Origin of the sequence: Robinsoniella sp. RHS, from assembly GCF_001029355.1 — a bacterium.
In the GTDB taxonomy this organism is placed as follows: Bacteria; Bacillota; Clostridia; order Lachnospirales; family Lachnospiraceae; genus Robinsoniella; species Robinsoniella peoriensis.
Map to the genome: position 1 here is coordinate 52034 of NZ_JNGB01000016.1, position 19135 is coordinate 71168.

At 43.4% G+C, this 19135-nt stretch carries 19 protein-coding genes and 1 riboswitch; all 19 genes read right to left on the reverse strand.

What is annotated here, in order from left to right:
* Positions 1-48: 48 nt before the first annotated feature.
* The 19 genes from RHS_RS08660 to RHS_RS08745 all read right to left on the reverse strand — a co-directional run bounded on the left by RHS_RS08660 (position 49) and on the right by RHS_RS08745 (position 19107).
* Positions 49-690: a precorrin-8X methylmutase gene (locus RHS_RS08660; protein ID WP_044296601.1), complete on the reverse strand. Its 642-nt coding sequence runs from the start codon at positions 688-690 to the stop codon at positions 49-51.
* 81 nt (positions 691-771) lie between these two features.
* Positions 772-2283: a cobyric acid synthase gene (locus RHS_RS08665; RefSeq protein ID WP_047833028.1), complete on the reverse strand. Its 1512-nt coding sequence runs from the start codon at positions 2281-2283 to the stop codon at positions 772-774.
* Between the two features lie 149 nt (positions 2284-2432).
* Positions 2433-3584 carry a pyridoxal phosphate-dependent aminotransferase gene (locus RHS_RS08670; RefSeq protein WP_395021842.1) on the reverse strand — a complete coding sequence of 384 codons (1152 nt, stop codon included), beginning with the start codon at positions 3582-3584 and terminating at the stop codon, positions 2433-2435.
* 61 nt (positions 3585-3645) lie between these two features.
* The gene (cbiB, locus tag RHS_RS08675) at positions 3646-4620 is read right to left on the reverse strand and encodes an adenosylcobinamide-phosphate synthase CbiB (RefSeq protein ID WP_047832960.1); all 975 of its coding nucleotides are present in this window, start codon (positions 4618-4620) and stop codon (positions 3646-3648) included.
* 67 nt (positions 4621-4687) lie between these two features.
* On the reverse strand, positions 4688-6064 hold the full coding sequence (locus RHS_RS08680; RefSeq protein ID WP_027296926.1) for a cobyrinate a,c-diamide synthase: 1377 nt from the start codon (positions 6062-6064) through the stop codon (positions 4688-4690).
* A gap of 83 nt (positions 6065-6147) precedes the next feature.
* On the reverse strand, positions 6148-8175 hold the full coding sequence (locus RHS_RS08685; protein ID WP_047832961.1) for a bifunctional cobalt-precorrin-7 (C(5))-methyltransferase/cobalt-precorrin-6B (C(15))-methyltransferase: 2028 nt from the start codon (positions 8173-8175) through the stop codon (positions 6148-6150).
* Positions 8168-8899, reverse strand: a complete 732-nt coding sequence (gene cobJ, locus RHS_RS08690) for a precorrin-3B C(17)-methyltransferase (RefSeq protein WP_047832962.1) — start codon at positions 8897-8899, stop codon at positions 8168-8170. The genes RHS_RS08685 and cobJ overlap by 8 nt, the downstream gene beginning before the upstream one ends.
* Entirely contained in the window at positions 8892-9947 is a 1056-nt protein-coding gene (locus tag RHS_RS08695) for a cobalt-precorrin 5A hydrolase (protein ID WP_047832963.1), read from the reverse strand. Before RHS_RS08695 ends, cobJ begins: the two co-directional genes overlap by 8 nt.
* Positions 9944-10708: a precorrin-4 C(11)-methyltransferase gene (cobM, locus tag RHS_RS08700; RefSeq protein ID WP_027296922.1), complete on the reverse strand. Its 765-nt coding sequence runs from the start codon at positions 10706-10708 to the stop codon at positions 9944-9946. Before cobM ends, RHS_RS08695 begins: the two co-directional genes overlap by 4 nt.
* Position 10709: 1 nt before the next feature.
* Positions 10710-11393, reverse strand: coding sequence for a precorrin-2 C(20)-methyltransferase (gene cobI, locus RHS_RS08705; protein WP_027296921.1), 684 nt, complete (start codon positions 11391-11393; stop codon positions 10710-10712).
* A 62-nt stretch (positions 11394-11455) separates the two neighbouring features.
* Positions 11456-11974, reverse strand: a complete 519-nt coding sequence (locus RHS_RS08710; RefSeq protein WP_044296604.1) for a GNAT family N-acetyltransferase — start codon at positions 11972-11974, stop codon at positions 11456-11458.
* A 33-nt stretch (positions 11975-12007) separates the two neighbouring features.
* Entirely contained in the window at positions 12008-12670 is a 663-nt protein-coding gene (cbiD, locus tag RHS_RS30645; protein WP_395021847.1) for a cobalt-precorrin-5B (C(1))-methyltransferase CbiD, read from the reverse strand.
* A complete protein-coding gene (locus RHS_RS30650; protein WP_395021849.1) occupies positions 12651-13169 on the reverse strand; it encodes a cobalt-precorrin-5B (C(1))-methyltransferase in 519 nt (172 codons plus the stop codon). Before RHS_RS30650 ends, cbiD begins: the two co-directional genes overlap by 20 nt.
* Before the next feature lie 131 nt (positions 13170-13300).
* A riboswitch (cobalamin riboswitch) is annotated at positions 13301-13416 on the reverse strand.
* Positions 13417-13594: 178 nt separating this feature from the next.
* Positions 13595-14110, reverse strand: coding sequence for a EutP/PduV family microcompartment system protein (locus tag RHS_RS08720; protein ID WP_027296918.1), 516 nt, complete (start codon positions 14108-14110; stop codon positions 13595-13597).
* Between the two features lie 87 nt (positions 14111-14197).
* On the reverse strand, positions 14198-14578 hold the full coding sequence (locus RHS_RS08725; protein ID WP_044296606.1) for a BMC domain-containing protein: 381 nt from the start codon (positions 14576-14578) through the stop codon (positions 14198-14200).
* A gap of 114 nt (positions 14579-14692) precedes the next feature.
* Positions 14693-15052, reverse strand: coding sequence for a DUF1667 domain-containing protein (locus RHS_RS08730; RefSeq protein WP_027296916.1), 360 nt, complete (start codon positions 15050-15052; stop codon positions 14693-14695).
* Between the two features lie 3 nt (positions 15053-15055).
* Entirely contained in the window at positions 15056-16312 is a 1257-nt protein-coding gene (locus RHS_RS08735) for an NAD(P)/FAD-dependent oxidoreductase (protein ID WP_047832964.1), read from the reverse strand.
* Between the two features lies 1 nt (position 16313).
* A complete protein-coding gene (locus RHS_RS08740; RefSeq protein ID WP_047832965.1) occupies positions 16314-17747 on the reverse strand; it encodes an NAD(P)/FAD-dependent oxidoreductase in 1434 nt (477 codons plus the stop codon).
* Positions 17748-17934: 187 nt separating this feature from the next.
* Positions 17935-19107: an alanyl-tRNA editing protein gene (locus RHS_RS08745; protein WP_027296913.1), complete on the reverse strand. Its 1173-nt coding sequence runs from the start codon at positions 19105-19107 to the stop codon at positions 17935-17937.
* Positions 19108-19135: the final 28 nt, after the last annotated feature.

Consider the following 19135-nt stretch of genomic DNA (forward strand, 5'->3'; position numbering starts at 1 on the left):
ATTCTATCCTATTGCGAATTATTCTTTCTCATGCCGGCATAAGCATTGTTAATCCCGGTTATCATCAATCATGTACAACAGCGCATTACAGATACAGGCTGCTATATTGCTTCCGCCTTTTCTTCCCCGGGCAACAATATAAGGGACTTCTGTCTGCATAATCAATTCTTTGGACTGTACTACATTGACAAATCCAACCGGAACACCGATGATTAATTCGGGATCTAACTTTTTCTCTTCGATCAGTTCATAGATCCGTACTAATGCCGTAGGTGCATTTCCAATGGCAAAGATCAGCTTTTTTCCCATTGCAGCTGCTTTGTCCATGCTTGCGGTGGCCCTGGTACTTCCGTTATCTCTGGCAGTCTGTGCCACATCTTCATCCGCCATAAAGCAGTATACCTCTCCGCCATATTTAGACAGGGCCTTTTTATTAATGCCTGCTTTTACCATCTGGGTATCGGTTACGATACATGCACCCTCTTTAATAGCCTCAATTGCCTTGGTAACTGCCTCTGTACTGAAACACAGATTGTCGGCATATTCAAAATCTGCACTGGTATGGATGCAGCGTTTGATGATCAGCTCCTGTTCTTTAGGAAGCTGTCTTGTTCCCAGCTCTTCTGTAATTATCTCAAAACTTCTTTTTTCTATATCCCTGGGTTTTACATTTTCTAATTCTACTTTCATGATGTCCTCCCATTACGCGGTCTGCGGTTTTCCAACGAGTTTCATGCTTAAATGTCTGCTGATACAGGCGATCAAAAATATTTAAATACCTGCTTCTAAAATGCGGTATATTTCCTTCATATCAAAATGCTTTCTCAGTTCGGAAGCCAGAATATCATACTGGGTCTCTTTAAATTCCTGGAAGTCTACACTGGTAATCTCTGTTGCATCAATACCTTTCATTCTTCCAAGAGACATAATTACTTCCTTAGCAACCTCTTCTTTATCGAATATGCCGTGTACATAGGAGCCATATACATGATCTCTGTACGCTCCGTCCGGTTTCTCCTTTGAATGGGTTACTCCATCGGATATGGATGTTAAAGGTACACAGCCTTCTTTTAAAGTACTGCTTCCCATATGAATCTCATAGCCTTCCAGTCTTACACCGGACAGGCTGCTTAGTGCTCCGTCTATCTCGCCAAAGGTACCGGATACCCTGGTTCTTGTCTTTTCTTTTTCAAATACAGTATCCATAGGCAAAAGTCCCATACCTTTGATCTCTCCGCCTGCTTCTACTCCACTTGGATCTGACAGCGTCTCACCCAGCATCTGGTATCCGCCGCAGACCCCAAAAATAATCTTTCCTGCAGCTGCCTGCTTAAGCACCGCTGCCTCCAGACCATTCTGACGCATCCACAGCAGATCTTCCATGGTATTTTTAGTGCCCGGTAAGATAATCATATCCGGATTCTTCAGCTCGGAAACTGAATGTACATAGCGCAGCGAAACACCCTCCATGCTTTCGAACGGATTAAAATCTGTAAAATTGGATATTCTCGGCAAGCGGATCACTGCTATGTCAATTAATCCGACTTCCTGATTCCCGGAGAAACGCTCCGTCAGGCTGTCTTCATCTTCCACTTCAATCTGCAGATAGGGCGCTACTCCTACTACAGGAATACCTGCCCTTTCTTCCAGCATTGCAACTCCCGGTTCCAGAATTGTCTTGTCTCCCCGGAATTTATTGATAATCAGGCCCTTTATCATTGCCTTTTCATCTTCTTCCAAAAGCATCACTGTACCAACCAGCTGTGCAAATACACCGCCTCTGTCAATATCTCCTACAAGAAGAACAGGCGCTTTTGCCATTTTCGCCATGCCCATATTTACAATATCTTCCTGCTTCAGATTAATTTCAGCAGGACTTCCTGCACCTTCGATTACAATAATATCGTAATCTTCTTCCAGTTTATGATATGCGCGCAGCACATCCGGAACCAGATTCTTTTTATATGCAAAATACTCTCTTGCGCTCATATTCCCCACAACTTCCCCATTTACAATCACCTGAGAACCAATATCGTTTGTGGGTTTTAAGAGAATGGGATTCATGTATACAGATGGCTTGATACCGGCAGCTTCTGCCTGCATCACCTGGGCACGGCCCATCTCAAGGCCTTCCTCCGTTATAAATGAATTTAAAGCCATATTTTGTGATTTAAAAGGTGCTACTTTGTATCCATCCTGCTTAAAAATTCTGCAAAGCCCCGCCGCTAACAGACTCTTGCCTGCATTAGACATGGTCCCTTGCACCATAATTGCTTTTGCCATATTTATACCCATTGCATATTGCAGTCCTCCCTGCAATACTGCCACAATAAAACAGGTTGAAAGAATCACACTGTGGCTTCCTTTCTATATCATAATTTTCTTTCAACCTTAACCTCCCGCATATCGCAGATCCAGCCTGCAATACTGCATTAATTTTGTGTATTTACAATCTCCTGCATGATCCCGATTAACTCTTCATTTTCCTTATGCGTTCTAACGGCAATGCGGAAATAACCCGCTTTCAGACCATAATAATTACTGCAGTCCCGAATTAAAATACCCAGCTTTTTACATTCCTGTGCCAGATTCTCCTGACCATAGAAAAACAGGAAATTGGCGCTTGAATCATAAACCTTAAATCCCAGCTCCTTCAATTTCAATGATAAATACTGACGTTCCTCCCGGATCAGCGCCTTGCTGTTTTCTACAAAACCAACTTCACGAAGTGCTGCTGTCCCCGCCATCTGCGCCGGTATGGATACATTCCAGGGCTGTACCGTTTCCGTCATTTTCTCTAATAAAGCCTGATTGCTGCAGAATCCATACCCCAGGCGTAATCCCGCCATAGCATAGAGTTTTGTAAATGCCTTTAATATAAACAAATGATCATTGGAAACAATTTCCTTCTTCATGGTATAAGCCGCAGCATCATCTAAAAAGTCATTAAAACATTCATCTACAATCATCCAGACTCCGCATATCCGGCATTTTTCCAGGATCTGATCCAAAAAATTCTTAGGGCAGGTCAGACCTGTGGGGTTATTTGGAACACATAAGAATAACAAATCCAAATCCGGTGTAATGGCTTCCAGGTAATCCTCCTGAAGTTCAAATCCCTGCTCCTCACTTAACAGATAATAAACCACCTCACAGCCATTGACACGAAGTGCCTGCTCATACTCAGCAAATCCCGGTGCTGCCAGTAATGCTTTTTTCGGTTTGATTGCTGCCGACAGGGAAAAAATCAACTCCGCCGCGCCATTTCCACAGATGATATGATCCTTCTCAATTCCTTCCTGTGAAGATAATGCCTCCCGAAGCTTTCCACAGTGGATATCCGGATAATTTGCCGAATTTAAAATTCCTTCGTATGCCGCCTGAACCACTGCTTTTGGCATTCCCAGGGGATTGATATTCGCAGAATAATCCATTTTTACTTCCTGAGAATAGATGTCTCCACCATGTTTGTGTTTATTGATAACCATTTCCGAGGAATAGATGTCTCCACCATATTTGTGTTTATTGATAACCATTTCCGAGGAATAGATGTCTCCGACATGTTTGTGTTTATTGATAACCATTTCCTTGTCCTCTCGGGAGCCTGTACACGCTCCACTCTTCCTGATTCTTTTCTTTATCTGATTACATAAAGATAAATCCCCATACTGCCAGTTTTACCACAGCGAATGCAAATAAAGATAGTATAGCAGTAGCATAAAGCAAAACGTTTGCACGTTTAATATCTTCAGGCTCTACCGCCCGGATCGGATCTCCAATCGTTGGCTTTTTATACAATTTTCCAAAATAACAGGCATCACCTGCCAGCTGTATCTGCAGTGCTCCTGCCATTACCGCCTCTGTCTGTGCGGAATTGGGACTTGCGTGATTATAACGGTCCCGTTTATAGATCCGGAAGGCATCTTTACTCGAAAGCCCCGCAAGAAAGGATGCCCCTATCATGAGATATGCACAAAGCCTTGCCGGAATATAATTGACCACATCATCTAACTTTGCCGCAAATCTGCCAAAGTAAAGATATTTATCATTTTTATATCCTACCATAGAATCCATAGTATTGACCGCTTTATAAAAATATCCAAATACAACACCGCCGATTGCCATAAAAAGCATTGGGGCGATGATTCCATCTGAAGTGTTCTCTGCAACTGTTTCTACCGCTGCTTTCGTTACTCCGGTTTCATCCAGACTTTTGGTATCACGACCCACGATCATAGACACTGCATACCGGCCGCCTTCCAGATCTTTCTCTTTTAGCTTGTCATAGACCTTCATACTCTCTGATTTTAAAGATTTCGTTGCCAAAAGCTGATAGCACATAATTGTTTGTAAAATAAAAACCAATGTACTGTTTACCAAACCTGCCAGATACAAGATCAGCCATGGTACCGCTGTCGTTACTCCTGCAACGATCACAACCAGTACAACGCCTGCTGTAAGTTCTCCTTTTTCTGTTTTCGGAAAAAGTTTTCTAAGCCCTTTTTCCGTAACTGAAATAAGATTTCCCACCAGCCGGATGGGATGATAGATAAAATGCGGATCTCCAATAAGCAGATCCAGCAGAAAACCTAATATTAATGCTAATATGGATGATAGCATCCTTCTCTTCCTCCACTCTCGCTTCGTTACTTACCGCTGTTTACCGGCTTATGACACAACCGGTGGATCATAACGGATCTTCCTGTAATGCTCTGTACGATACACACTCTTTCAAGAACCGGTATGGCACCCCGGGATTGGAATAATAATACAAATGTGGAAAACCTGCAATCATATGATCTGTTTTGCAGATACATTCCCACTCCCGTTTGCCCACAGGCTTTCTGGCATAAAAACTGCCGCCCGTATTTGTACTGTCAAAATAATGGAACTCATGCGCCTTTATAGTACCGATATCCATCCCCAGTAATTGATCCTCCCGTGGTGTTAAATCGATATATCCAAACCTTCCAAGCTTTTCGGTACGGTATGCCCTGCCGGAAATCACCCCTGCCATTTCATAGGTATTCCCATTCATATCTTCCATCTCTTCATGCAGATACATATATCCGCCGCATTCCGCCATACAGGGAAGTCCGGACTCTATTTTCTCCTTAATATCCTGCCGCATAATTTTATTTTGATACAGCTCATTTGCATACAGCTCCGGATAACCTCCATATAACAGCAATCCATCTGCCTGATCCGGAATCTTCGAGTCTGCCAGCGGAGAGAAATATACCAGTTTAGCTCCCATTTCTTCCAGAATACGAAGGTTGTCCTGATATATAAAACAAAAAGCTTCATCTAAAGCTACTGCAATAACCGGATTTCCCTCCACCTTTTCCATTTTCGGTGGATTGCCGCTGATGGACGGTGCCGTACCTGCCAGCTCAATCAGACCGTCTATATCCAGGCTCTTTTCCAACACGGAAGCAAGGTTTTTCAGCTTGGCTTCCAGATCTTTGACTTCATCCGGCAAAACCAGCCCCAAATGCCTGCTTTCAATGAGACAATCTGTTATCTTAGGTACATAACCGTACACCCGGATTCCAATTTCTTCCTCAATGGCTGCCTTTATTTTTGGATAGAGCATTGGCGACATCTGGTTCAGGATCACTCCTTTTAGATGGCTGTCCGGTTTGTATTCCACAAATCCTTTTATCTGTGCAAGAACCGATATACTCATTCCGCGGCAATTTACAACCATTACCGATGGAGTATCCGTCGCCACTGCAAGTTCATAAGTACTGGCGGTCACAGAAGTTCCTCCCAGTCCGTCATAGAACCCCATTACTCCTTCCATCACAGAAATATCGGTATCTTTTGCTGTTCTGGTAAACAGATATCTGGTCACCTCCGGATTGGTAAAGAACAGATCCAGATTCGCAGATTTTGCTTTAATTACTTTGCTATGAAACATGGGATCTATATAATCAGGACCGCTTTTAAAGGAAGAAACTTCCATTCCCCGCTCACGCAGTGCCTGCAGAATGCCGCAGGTAATCAGAGTTTTTCCACTGCCGCTTGCACCTGCGGTGATTAAAATTCTCGGTTGATGCATATTGCCTCCTTTCGAAGCAGGCTCCAGCGCATTTGAAAATTCATTCCCTCTCTAGTGCCTCCGGCATAAATTACCGGAAGGCACTAGTGATTCCCTGTACAGGAAATAATATAAACCGGATTCTGCCCCATCATCATATGATAATGTCCTACTTCTTTTGATTTCCCTACTGACACTGCAGCAATATCCGTTTCTTTAACCGGAAGTTCTTTCAGGCAGTGCAGCGCTTCTGCCACCGTCTCCAGGGCAATGGCATTGATTACAATTCTTGCTGCAGGATTCTTAGCCAGAATCAATTCCATAATCTGTTTCAGATTTCCTGAGGAACCTCCAATAAACGCATGGGTCGGTGCTGGGAGATCTTCTAATGCCTCCGGTGCCAGCCCTTCTATCACTTTCAGATTTGGAACAGCAAATTTTTTCCTGTTTTCACCAATCAGATTTACTGCTTCTTTCTTCTTTTCAATCGCATAAACAAAGCCATTATATGACTGCAGCGCCATTTCAACAGAAACAGAACCTGTCCCTGCACCTACGTCATAGATCACGGAATCCTCTTTTAAACGAAGTTTTGATAATGAAATACTGCGCACTTCACTCTTTGTCATCGGCACCTTATCTCTTAAAAATGCTTCATCTTCGATACCATGAGTGACCACCATGGAAGCATCCTGATTTTCTATCAATACCACGGAAAGTTTTTCAAAGGATTCTTGTGCCATAGACTTCGCCGTACCACTTAGAATACGTTCATTGGAATAGGATAGGTTTTCTCCGGCATACACCATCACATCAGGGAACCCATAACTGCACAGGTTCCTGCACAGCTGATTTACACCATCCTGCTGCCCGATTAGTGCAAATACCTTTTTATAACGCTTCACTGCTGCAATTGCATTTGCCTCTCTGCCGTGAAGACTTATCAGATGAACATCCTCCCAGGCCGTATGCAGTTTACCGCAGAAATAGACAACGGAAGATATTCCGGAATAAACCTCCGTCCTGAAATCCTCAAATATATCCAGCATTTTTTTTGCCCCGCTGTAGAATCCAATATCGCCCGACAACAAGACTGCGATCTTTTTATATTCCGGATGCTGTTCCACAAAGTCTTTGATTTCATTATCCCTGTAGGCTGCAAAAACGGGTTTGCCAAGCTCTGCCACTGTATCCAGGATTCTCTTTGCCCCAATCAGAACATCTGCTTCCACACAGGCGCCAAATGCTTCTCTTGTCATATTTTCCGGCGTACCCATACCAATACCAATCAGAGATACCAGACGTTGTTCCTTCTTTTCTTTCTGATTTAATATACCGAATCTCCGGTTTAACAGTTCCAGTATTTCTCCCATGGAATATCCGGTTTCCTCTACCGGTCTGCCAATCAGAATAACTTGTGCTCCCGCTCGTCTGGCAGCCGTTATTTTTTCTTCAAATCCCCCTGATTTTCCGGAATCCTTTGTAACCAGATAAGAAGCTTTTATCTGCTTTAACATGGCAATATTTAATTCTTCTGAAAATGGACCCTGCATACAGATCAGGTTTTTACCCTGAAAACCTAACTTTGCACATGCTGCTGCAACTTCTGGTGTAGACAGCACCCTGGCAAAAATGCGGTTCTGGTAATCCGGGATTGCCGTATATTTTGCAAGTTCCTTACTTCCGGTTGTAACAAGCACATTCCCCTCTGTATTTTTCAGAAATTCCACTGCCTCATCTATGGAAGAAACGACAGTAATATCTTTATTCTCCCGGATATTGCTATTTCCTCTTAAAAGGCGTAAATACTCAGTGCCGCACTGTTTACAGGCATTTTGGATATTTTCGGAAACAGCTACTGCATAAGGATGGGTGGCATCGATTACCAGAGTAATCTGTTCCTCTTTCATCAAATCTTCCATCTGTCCTGTGGTTAACCGCCCGGTATGCACTTTCATTCCGGGAGCTGCTTCTTTATCTGCATCGGACATAACATTTGAAGAAATCAGCTGCCCGCCATACTCTGTGGCTGTACATACATGAATTTCCACCTTATCCACTGTCCCGGTGCACAAATACCCTGCAAGTTCACGGCCTTCTGTTGTCCCTGCAAATATAAGGATCTTATCCATGTCTGTATCCTCTCGGCGTAACCATTTTCCCATCTATTTCCTTTGTCTGGGAATTACCGATAAATACGGTGGTAAACATATCGACTTTTGTATCACGCAGTTCTTTTAAAGTCATTACCTGCATGGTTTCTCCTTCTCTGCCAATATTCATTACAATACCGCAGACTGTTTCCGCTGCCTTTGCCTGCATCATAAGATCACAGGCCTTTTGCAGATAATCATGACGTTTTTTACTGGACGGATTATACAAACAAATAACAAAATCGGCTTCCGAAGCAAGGATAAGCCTTTTTTCAATTTTTTCCCAGGGTGTTAAAAGATCACTTAAGCTGATTAATGCAAAATCGTGGATCAAAGGTGCGCCAAGTACAGCCGCTCCGCCGGTAGCAGCAGTGACACCCGGGATTACTTCTACCTCAATCTCAGGATACCCGGAACCGATCTCCAGCATCAGACCGGACATACCATATACGCCGGCATCTCCGCTGCAGATCATCGCTACATTTTTTCCTTTTTTTGCTTCCTCAAATGCGAGTACACAGCGATCCACCTCTTTGGTCATAGGTGTGGTCAGGAATTCTTTTCCTGCAAAATGTTCTTTAACCAGGTCTACATAAACAGTATATCCGATAATGGTATCGCAGCTGTTCAGTGCATTAGCCGCACGCATAGTCATTTGTTCATATTCTCCCGGTCCAATTCCAACTACATATATTTTATTCAAATTCAACACTCCATTCTCTTAGGGCAATGGCTGTTGTAATGCCATGTGCCGCTTTCTTTTTTTGTATTAATCTGCCGCCTAAACTGCCAAGTTGTGCACTTCTTTCGCAGACATTAGATACCCCTGTGATTTCTTTCACAAATTCGGATTCCGTAAAAACTCCTTCTGCCTTTAAAAGTTCATCTTTGCTGTAAGTAATAAAGGGGATATTATATTTTTCGCAGAAACCCAGGATCCCCGGTTCCTCAGCCTTCAGATCGATACTTGCAATCTGTTCAATTCCATGTATGGACACCCCTGCTTCGCTAAGGGAGTCAAGCACGGCTTTCTCAATCTCTGATTCATCCGTTCCTCTCCTGCAGCCGATTCCAATGGTTACAATTTGGGGTATCAGATGCAGGGTCTGTTTAAATGGCTGGTTTTCGGTATGCAGAGACACTGATATCCCATTGGTCCCTTCGAATACCTGCTCTTTGGTTACCGGAATGATTTCATCCGGTATCTGATCCAGCACCGGGAAATCACTGTAAAATCCCACTGGCTTTTCATCCAGCACATCTGCAGAAATTTCCTTTGCATATGTCATATTTTCAATATACAATCTGTTTTTCTTCGCAAATACATCTACGGCAAACCTGCCATTTACATCCGTAGCAGTTGTAATAACAGGAATAGCACCTGTCAGATTGGCAAGCACTCCCACCAGATCATTAGCACCGCCCAGATGCCCTGATAACAGAGAAATTGCAAAAATGCCTTTCTCATCCATGACAACTACGGCAGGGTCTTTTGTCTTATCCCTTACAAAAGGAGCAATGCTGCGAACTGCTATCCCCGACGCCCCAATAAAGCAAATGGCATCACAACTGGCAAACATCTCTCCCGTCCATTCCTGAAGCGGTTTTGTCAAAGGCATTAACTGATGCGCCCCGGCGTATTTTTTAATTGCAAACGCTTCACAGCAGTACCCCTGCATTGCCAAAGCTTCCGACAGATTGCGGCAGAGCCTGCTCCCCCGTTGGGTAAAGCTTATCATTGCTAATTTCATATTAACTCCGTGGCTTCCCGAAACTCTGTTGTAAATGCCGGGTTGTATAATTCTGATCGGTCATAATGGCTGTGGCTTACCACATCGCCAATGATCATAAGCGCTGTTTTCGTAATATTATTCTCTGCTGCCGTTTTCGCCAGTGTTCCCACTGTGCAGACAAATGCTTTTTCGTCTTCCCAGGTAGCTTTGTATACGATGGCAGCAGGTGTATCTGCGGTATATCCACCGGCAATCAAACGCTCTGACAATTTTTCCAGCATCCCTGTACTTAAGAAAACAACCATGGTTGCCTGATGTGCTGCAAAAGAGGCGATTTCTTCTTTTTCCGGTACCGGTGTACGGCCTGCCATTCTGGTAATAATAACGCTTTGTGATACATTTGGCAGCGTATATTCCAGATTTAGTGCAGATGCCGCACCGCTGAAGGAACTCACTCCGGGACAGTAATCATACTGGATCTTCTTTTCATCCAGGACATCCATCTGCTCACGAATTGCTCCATACAGACACGGATCACCCGTATGCAGCCTTACCGTAGTAAGACCTTTTTCCTCAGACTCAAAGAAAACGTCCAATACCTCTTCCAAAGTCATCTTCGCACTGTTATAAACTGTACAGTCCTCCTTTTTATAATCCAGAAGCTGCGGATTCACAAGAGAACCTGCATAAATGATAACATCTGCCTCTTCCAATAATTTCTTCCCGCGGACTGTAATTAAATCTGCCGCTCCCGAACCTGCTCCTACAAAATGTACCATTTTAGTTCTCCTTTACAATAATTAATGAGTAATATCCGGCATCTTCCGGTATTTCTTCCACCGTTCGGTAGATCTTTTCATTTTCCATGCCGCAGTTTTCTATCATAACTGCACTTTCATTTCTATTTCGCAGTTCTTCTTTTACCCTTGCCATCTTTTTACCTGCTTTCATCAGTACCTTCGTACCGGGAAGCTGTAAAGCATCTTCAATCTGATAAGATGCCGGTATGACGTGCAACGGCTCTGCCTTTTCTACCAGCCCCATATTTAAGCGGGCGGCAACTGCACAAAACGAAGTAATACCGCTCACGATCTCTACTTCATATCCACGGTCCTGAATTCTTTTATGTATATATAAATAAGTGGAATACACCGTTGGATCACCCAGCGTTAAAAAGGCAACATTTTTTCCTTCTTTCAGATATTTTTCAACCTGGTCTGCACCTTCGTTATGACTGGCTTCCAGCTTTTCATGATCTTTTGTCATAGGCATATGTACGGCTATAATCTCTTTTTCATCCAGTTCCTTCACAGCCTGCTTTGTGATCTGATATGCTACACTTTCTTCTTTCACTTTTCCCGGCACTGCAATCACATCACTCTCCTGAATGATGCGGACTGCTTTTAATGTCAGTAATTCCGGATCTCCCGGTCCGATTCCCAAACCAAATAATTTTCCTGTCATTTTGTCATCCTTTGCCACATGCATACCGCCGCTCTGTGGCTTCCTTTCTCCTACATAATTTTTTATGTCTGATCTCTTTTTACTGAAAATATATAATGTGGCATATCTATGCCGTAATAATGCTTAACAAACTGTCCTTTTTGTGTCATTCCATTTCTTCTGGCGACATTTTGGGAAGAAATATTTGTATCACGTATGATCGAATATACTTCTTTCACCCCTAATACTTCAAATGCATATTTTTTACATGCAGCGGCTGCTTCCGATGCATAACCCTGATGCCAGTAAGCCTTTTGAAACAGATACCCCACTTCATGAACCTCCACGCCATCTATATCCTGCATGGTAATGCCGCACTGCCCAATCATTTCATTACTTTCTTTTAAGATAACGGCCCACAAACCAAACCCATACTGCCGATATCTCATGATCTGACGATCCAGCCATTCATGCGCTTCCTGATCCTCAAAGGCATGTTCATAAGCGCGCATAACTTCCTGATCTTTTAACATTTTGCAAAGAGCCGGAAAATCTTCCTGTTCCATCTCCCGCAAATATAATCTCTCTGTCTCCAATATCATTTTACTGCGGCTTCCTTTCTATTTAAAATTTACTTAACTTCCTTCTTTCATCTCAAAATGGCCCATTAATTCCGGTACACTGCCCGTTATACCCAGGGTTCCGTATTCATTGGAAAAAAGAATAACGCCTGTTTTCAGACTTCCATAAGAACGGTTATTTAAATAAAAATCAATCTTTTCCAGTACATGACTCATAGTCTCTTCCATGCAGCCATAGTCCTTTAATATGCCTAATGCTTCTTCCGTTGTAATCGTCCGCAGAATTTTCTGAACTGCTTCTATTGGCGCACCCGCCCGGACAGCATTGGCTGCCATAATCTCAGCCCTGGAATCTGCACACCTGGAGTGGGTGTTCATAATTCCGCCTGCGACTTTTATAAATTTTCCAACATGTGCTATGAACAATATGCCTTTCATTCCAAGCTCTACCGCCATATCAATTGTATCACCCACATAATTGCTGCATTTCATGGAATTGGTAAGATCAATATTCAGGTGGTCTTTGGAAAAAGCTTCTCCATAATTCCCGGGAGTAATCACCAGATATTTTGCTCCATTTGCTTTCTTCATCTCCATTTCAAGACGGATACTGGCAATTAACGCCGCTTCACTCATCGGTACTACAATGCCGCTGGTACCTAAAACCGAAATGCCTCCTTCTATGCCAAGCCTTGGATTAAATGTTTTTTTTTGCAATTTCTTCCCCTTCCGGTATGGATATTTCCACTGCAATTCCCCCCGGATAATCCTGTTCTTCGCAGATTTCGGTGACGGCTTCCCGGATCATCTGGCGGGGCACTCTGTTAATGGCTGCTGCACCTACCGGCTGCTCCAGGCCTTTCTTCGTAACCCTTCCAACTCCTTTGCCACCATCAATAGTGACCCCTTTCTCTGCTGTTTTCCATACTTTTGCATAGACAAGAGCTCCTGTTGTAGCGTCCGGATCATCGCCTCCATCCTTACGCACTGCACAGGTAACCTCACCATCTCCCCGGTTAATCTCTTCCAGCGTTAAATGGAGCAAAATACCTTTTGGCGTCATTAAATCAACTTTAGCCACATCTTTTTTCATCAAAAGCATCATAACTGCCGCCTTTGCTGCTGCTGCTGCACAGGAGCCGGTGGTATATCCATATTTCAGCTTTTTATTATTTTTAATAATATAATAATCCTGTAATCCATTATCCTGATCCATAAATGATCCTTTCCATTTTGTTACAAATAAGAAGCCAGAAAATGATTGTACAACAAAAAATCCGTTGTCAAATACACTATCAGACAACGGTTTCCATACAAAAAATATACTCCCCGGTTGCCGCAGGGAAATACAATACAAACAACATAAGCAGGTATCTGACTATACAGTAACGGACTTGTGCGGGACTTTCACCCGTCTTCCCTATTATCCTGCCGGGGCAGGAACTTATATTGACTCTATTTTTCTACAAATTATTATATTATTTACGGTGGATTCTGTCAACTGAAACTGTAGGATTTACCGGGCAATTGTTTTCTCAATATAAAAAGCCTGACATTCACCCAATCCCAAAGTACATTTCACAAATGCACCTCAAAAAAGGTATGTAAACACCAAGCTTTCATTCCCTATATACCATATCACTATTCATTTTCTTCTTCATCTGCGAATTTTGTTGAAAGAACTTTCCTGGGCTTTTCCGCCTCATCTTTATCCCATGGCAGGACATCTCCGGGATCTCTTAAATAATCCAGAATCTGCCAGATTCCTTCTCCGGTATAAGAACTTACACGAAACACCGTCTCACATCCGGAAAGTCTGAGCCAGCGTTCGGCACGGTCAGGATCACCGGTCGGGGAATCAATCTGTGTTACAATTCCAATTACCGGCCTGGTCGAACACGCAGTGACACAGGGAGGAAACAAAGAATATGGTTCATCTGCATTAATTAAAAGTCCCACCACGTCTGCTTCATAGGCATAAAGTGCCAGGGCACGTCCCAGGCGGTTTGTCTCTGCGTACTCTCCGGGCGTGTCTATGACAACATCAAAGTGATTTATGTATTGTGTTTTATGGTAATGGATGGTATCACCTTTGAGTGCCTGACGAAGCGTCGTCTTACCACACTCGCTTCTTCCCATTAATATAATTTTTTTCATATTTATTCCCCTGAATAGTGCAATCTGGCTTGTGCCATTCCCAAATCAGCAGTGTGAAAACGATTTACTTTCACCTGCAAAGTTCCATCAAGTTCTGGTAATTTCACAAATCGTAAATTTTAACTTTTCTTCCAGATATTTATTAATTGCCTGCATTGCAGCTTCTACTTCCGAAATTCTGCCGGTGAAAATTAGTGTTCCGCTGAATCTGTCAATAAATCCAAGATCAATATTGGCTGTCTTCACTGCCATGTCCCCAGCTATAACTGAAATCTCTGCCGGGCTCATACTTAAAATTCCAATTGCTGCACGCTGATAATCCAGCTGTGGGTCTAATCCCAGCTTGCGGTAAACAATCGGATCCGGGCTGGCGATCACGTGTGCCAGTGTTACCTGTTTGCCAGGTACCAATTCCTGTACGATACGCATTTTATGCTCACCAGGTGTATTAAAACCATCTAAATTCATCCTGTACCCCTTCTTTGCTATTTATTTTCGCACCATTTAATATCTTAATAATACAACAAAATCCCACATAATACAAGACAATTTTAAAGTTTTTCCTTTTGTTTTTAATTGTTTTTAGAATACATTTTTTGTTGCTACGATATCTGTCTGCGTACCTGCCACATTACTCAAAATCACGTCTCCAATATGCACAGGAGCCTGAACTTCGATGCCCTTAAGCGCCTTCATGCAGCTGAAAATTTTATCTTTGCTGATATCTGTTTTTGTTTTCACGGATACCCTGGCAATGCTGCCTCCCTTTACTGCTACCGTTGAAGTTACAATTCTGGTGGGATGGGTGCATTCTTTCCTGCCATATGCCTCGCCCCTCCTGCATGAATTTCCCTCCACCTGCTGCACCTGATTTCCTTCCAGTGTTACCGTCAGAGCGCATCCCAGCGGACAGCCAATACAGGTTAATTCTCTTTTTTCCATGCTCTATGCCTCCTCTATCTTCACTGTAATACACTGCAGGGCAGGAAATCTGTCTAAATCAGACTTTTTCAGCTTTAGTTCTTCCATCTCTCCCGGTACCATTATTTTTTTCTTTCTGTGAAGTATCCGTTCCTCATCAAAATACATGCTGATATAATTATTTTGATACACATTACCCACACGAAATCGCAAAATTATTTCTTCCTCCATATTAACCGGATGTATGAATCCGGGAACAGTATAGCGCACACCCTGTGTTCCGGTTACTTCTATCCCCTTATCTTCCTGCAGTCCTCCGGCAATATACTTAGCCGCAGCCTTTCCGGCACAGGCAGCCTCCTGTGATACAAAATCCACCAGATCATGTACATGCAGGACATTTCCGCATGCAAATATTCCACTAACACTTGTCTGCATGCTTTCATCCACCTGCGGTCCGTTTGTCGCCGGAACCATATCAAGCCCCAGATTTACAGACAGTTCATTCTCCGGTATTAATCCTACCGACAATAACAGCGTATCACAGGACAGATATTCTTCGGTCCCTGCAATGGGCTTTTTGTTATCTCCCACCTTTGCTGTTGTTACCCCTCTCAGACGGTCTTTCCCATGAATTTTTACGACCGTAGTGCTCAGACGAAGGGGAATCCCAAAATCATCCAGGCACTGTACAATGTTACGTTTCAAACCTCCGGAATAAGGCATTAGTTCTGCCACGAGTTTCACCTTAGCCCCTTCAAGGGTCATTCTTCTTGCCATAATCAGACCAATATCACCGGAACCCAGAATAACTACTTCTTTTCCGGGCATCCGCCCTTCTATATTGACCAGCCGCTGGGCAGTTCCCGCTGAAAAAATTCCCGCCGGACGAAATCCCGGGATATTTAAGGCACCTCTTGGACGCTCCCTGCATCCCATTGCCAAAACGACCGCTTTCGCGCGTAACTGAAGGATACCGTCTTTCGGATTGACGGCTGTCACCTCTTTATCCTCAGAGATGCTAAGCACCATGGTTTCCAATTTATACGAAATATTATAATCCGCTGCTTTTTCGATGTATCTGGCTGCATATTCCGGTCCAGTCAATTCTTCCTGAAAAGTGTGCAGTCCAAAACCATTATGGATACATTGATTCAGAATTCCACCAAGCTCATTTTCCCGCTCCAGAATTAAAATATGCTCTATTCCATTTTCTTTTGCTGCTATTGCCGCCGCCAGTCCGGCAGGACCTCCGCCAACTACAATGATATCATATTCCATTTTACTCCTCCCTTTTGCTGTCAGCAATTACATTGGAACCTCTCCCGGACTTGCATATCTCTTCCTGAGGTATATCAAGCTCCCTTGACAGAATTTCCAATACTCTGGGAGAACAAAATCCCGCCTGGCATCTTCCCATACCTGCTCTTGTCCGGCGTTTGACTCCGTCTAAGGTTTTCGCTCCCAGCGGCCTGCGTACCGCATCCAGAATTTCTCCTTCTGTGATGGTTTCACAACGGCAGACCACTCTTCCGTAAGCTGGGTTTTCTGCAATCAGAACATTAGCCGCTTCTGCTTCCATATCCCTTAGGAAATGTATCCCTTTTCTTTTAGCCTGAAAGTCTGTCTTTTTAACTGCTTTCATTTTTTTTGCTGCTATTTCTGCAACCATAACACCAATGGCCGGCGCACTGGTAAGCCCTGGTGAATCTATTCCTGCAGCATTGATAAACCCGGGTGCATCCTCTGCCTCTCCAATGACAAAATCCCTTCCCTTTTCATGTGCCCGCAGTCCGGCAAAAGATGTAATCACCTGACGGACAGGCACTTTTTCGGAACTTTTTAACGCTTTGTCAATTACCTGGGCAATACCTTCTGCCGTTGTAGCGGTATCTTCCCGATCGGTAATATTTTCTGCTGTAGGTCCTATCATTAAATTTCCATGTACGGTAGGTGTGATTAAAACACCTTTTCCCAAATTTGTGGGAAGTTGAAACACCGTAGTATTTACAAAATTTCCTGCCTTCTTATCCAACAGGCAATACTCCCCTTTTCTCGGTACAATCGAAAGCTTTCTGCTGCTCACCATATTGTTGAACACATCTGCATTTACACCGGCAGCATTAATAACTACCTTTCCCTCAAAATCTCCTTTACTTGTTGCCACCCTATACCCGGCATCGGATTTTTCAATGCTCCTCACCTCGGTATCAAAGTAAAATGCAGTTCCATTTACAAATGCATTTTCAGCCATGGCAGCCGTCAGTTCAAACGGGCAGATAATCCCGCCTGAAGGCGCATATAATAATGCCTGTACCTCATCTGATATATTTGGCTCGATTTCTTTCATTTCCGTTCCTGTTATAATGCGAAGCCCTTTTACCCCATTTTGCTCGCCTTGTGCCTTAAGCAGCTCAAGCCTGCCCGTTTCACTTTTTGAGAAACACAGCACAACAGAACCATTTCTTTTAAATGGAATATCCAATTCTCTGGCTGTATCCTCCATCATCTCATTACCCAGAACATTTAACCTGGCTTTTAGCGTGCCCGGTTTGGCATCATGTCCCGCATGGACAATTCCACTGTTTGCTTTTGATGTTCCACAGCAAACATCCGGTTCTTTTTCTAACACACAGATATCAAGCTGATATCTGGATAACTCTCTGGCAATGGACGAGCCGATTACCCCTGCCCCGATTATAATTACATCCATCATGCTTATACCCTCTGCGTATTACAGGCCCCCTGCAATACCGCCACTATTAAAATAAGTTGAAAGAATGATTATGTGGCTTCCTTTCTATTTTTTTCTTTCAGCCCTGTCTCCATACTCTTCGCTGCCCCGCTTCGTCCTCTAAATAATTATGCAGTAAAAGAAAAGACTTCTCCTGTCTGTCAGACGTCTAAAAATCTGACAACGCTCTTCGAATCACTTCTAATATCTGCTCTTTCGTTCCATTTACAGACCCCTGAACCATCACAGGCTTTCCGCCGCCTTTCCCTTCCAAATCGCGGTTCATCTGTGCGGAGATTTTCCTTACATCCAGTTTCTCACTGCCCAGTACATAGCGGTATCCATTCTGGTCATTGCCAACAAAGCATCCGCAGATCCCATCTGTTTTAGCAGAGGCAAGATTTACATATTTCCGCATCATATTGTTGTCCAGATCTTCTTCAAACAAAAGCATCCCTGCCTTCTCTTCCTCCCCGGCTGGTGCTCTGTCTACTTTATCTTCTATGTATTTACCCTGAAAATAAATCAGCCTGTCTTTTAAAAGCTGCAGTTCTTCTTTCTGCCGTACTACTGCCTCTGCTGCCAGTTCCGGTTTTGCAGACAGGAATACGGATATTTGATTTATATTCCGCTCTTTGGTCCGATAGTCGTTTAAAGCACGGAATCCACATAGCATACTGACTCTGGTCCCGCCTTTGTATTTTTGCGCGTCCACAATTTTAATGATGCCAATCTCGCCTGTATATTTCACATGAGGTGCGCAGCAGGCGCATACATCCACACCGGGAATCGTTACAATCCGAACCTGTCCTTCAATCTCAATTTTACTGCGGTATTCCATCTTTATAAGATCCGCTTTCACCGGGTAGGATATCTCCACTTTTCTGTTAGATGAAGCAATTTCATTCGCCTGAAATTCTATTTCTGATAATTCGTCCTCATTTAATCCCCCGTCAAAATCCATTGTTACAACTTCGCTTCCAAGATGAAATCCCACATTGTTATATCCAAAGCGCCTGCACACAATACCGGAAATAATATGTTCCCCTGTATGCTGCTGCATCTTGGAAAAACGCTCCTTAAAGTCAATCTCACCCGATACACGGGTTCCAGGACTGATGGGTTGATTTATGATGTGATATACGATTCCATCTCTTTCCCAGGTATCCGATACTGCAATCCCATTCAGGAAACCACGGTCTCCGCTTTGTCCGCCGCCTTCCGGGAAAAATGCCGTTTTATCTAATTCCACCTTATAATTATCATCAAAACGTTCACAAGCTAAAACATCCGCTTCAAATGTTTGCATATAGCTGTCTTCATAAAATAATTTTTCTGTCATCTTCCTATTCTCCTGCCTGCATAATCAT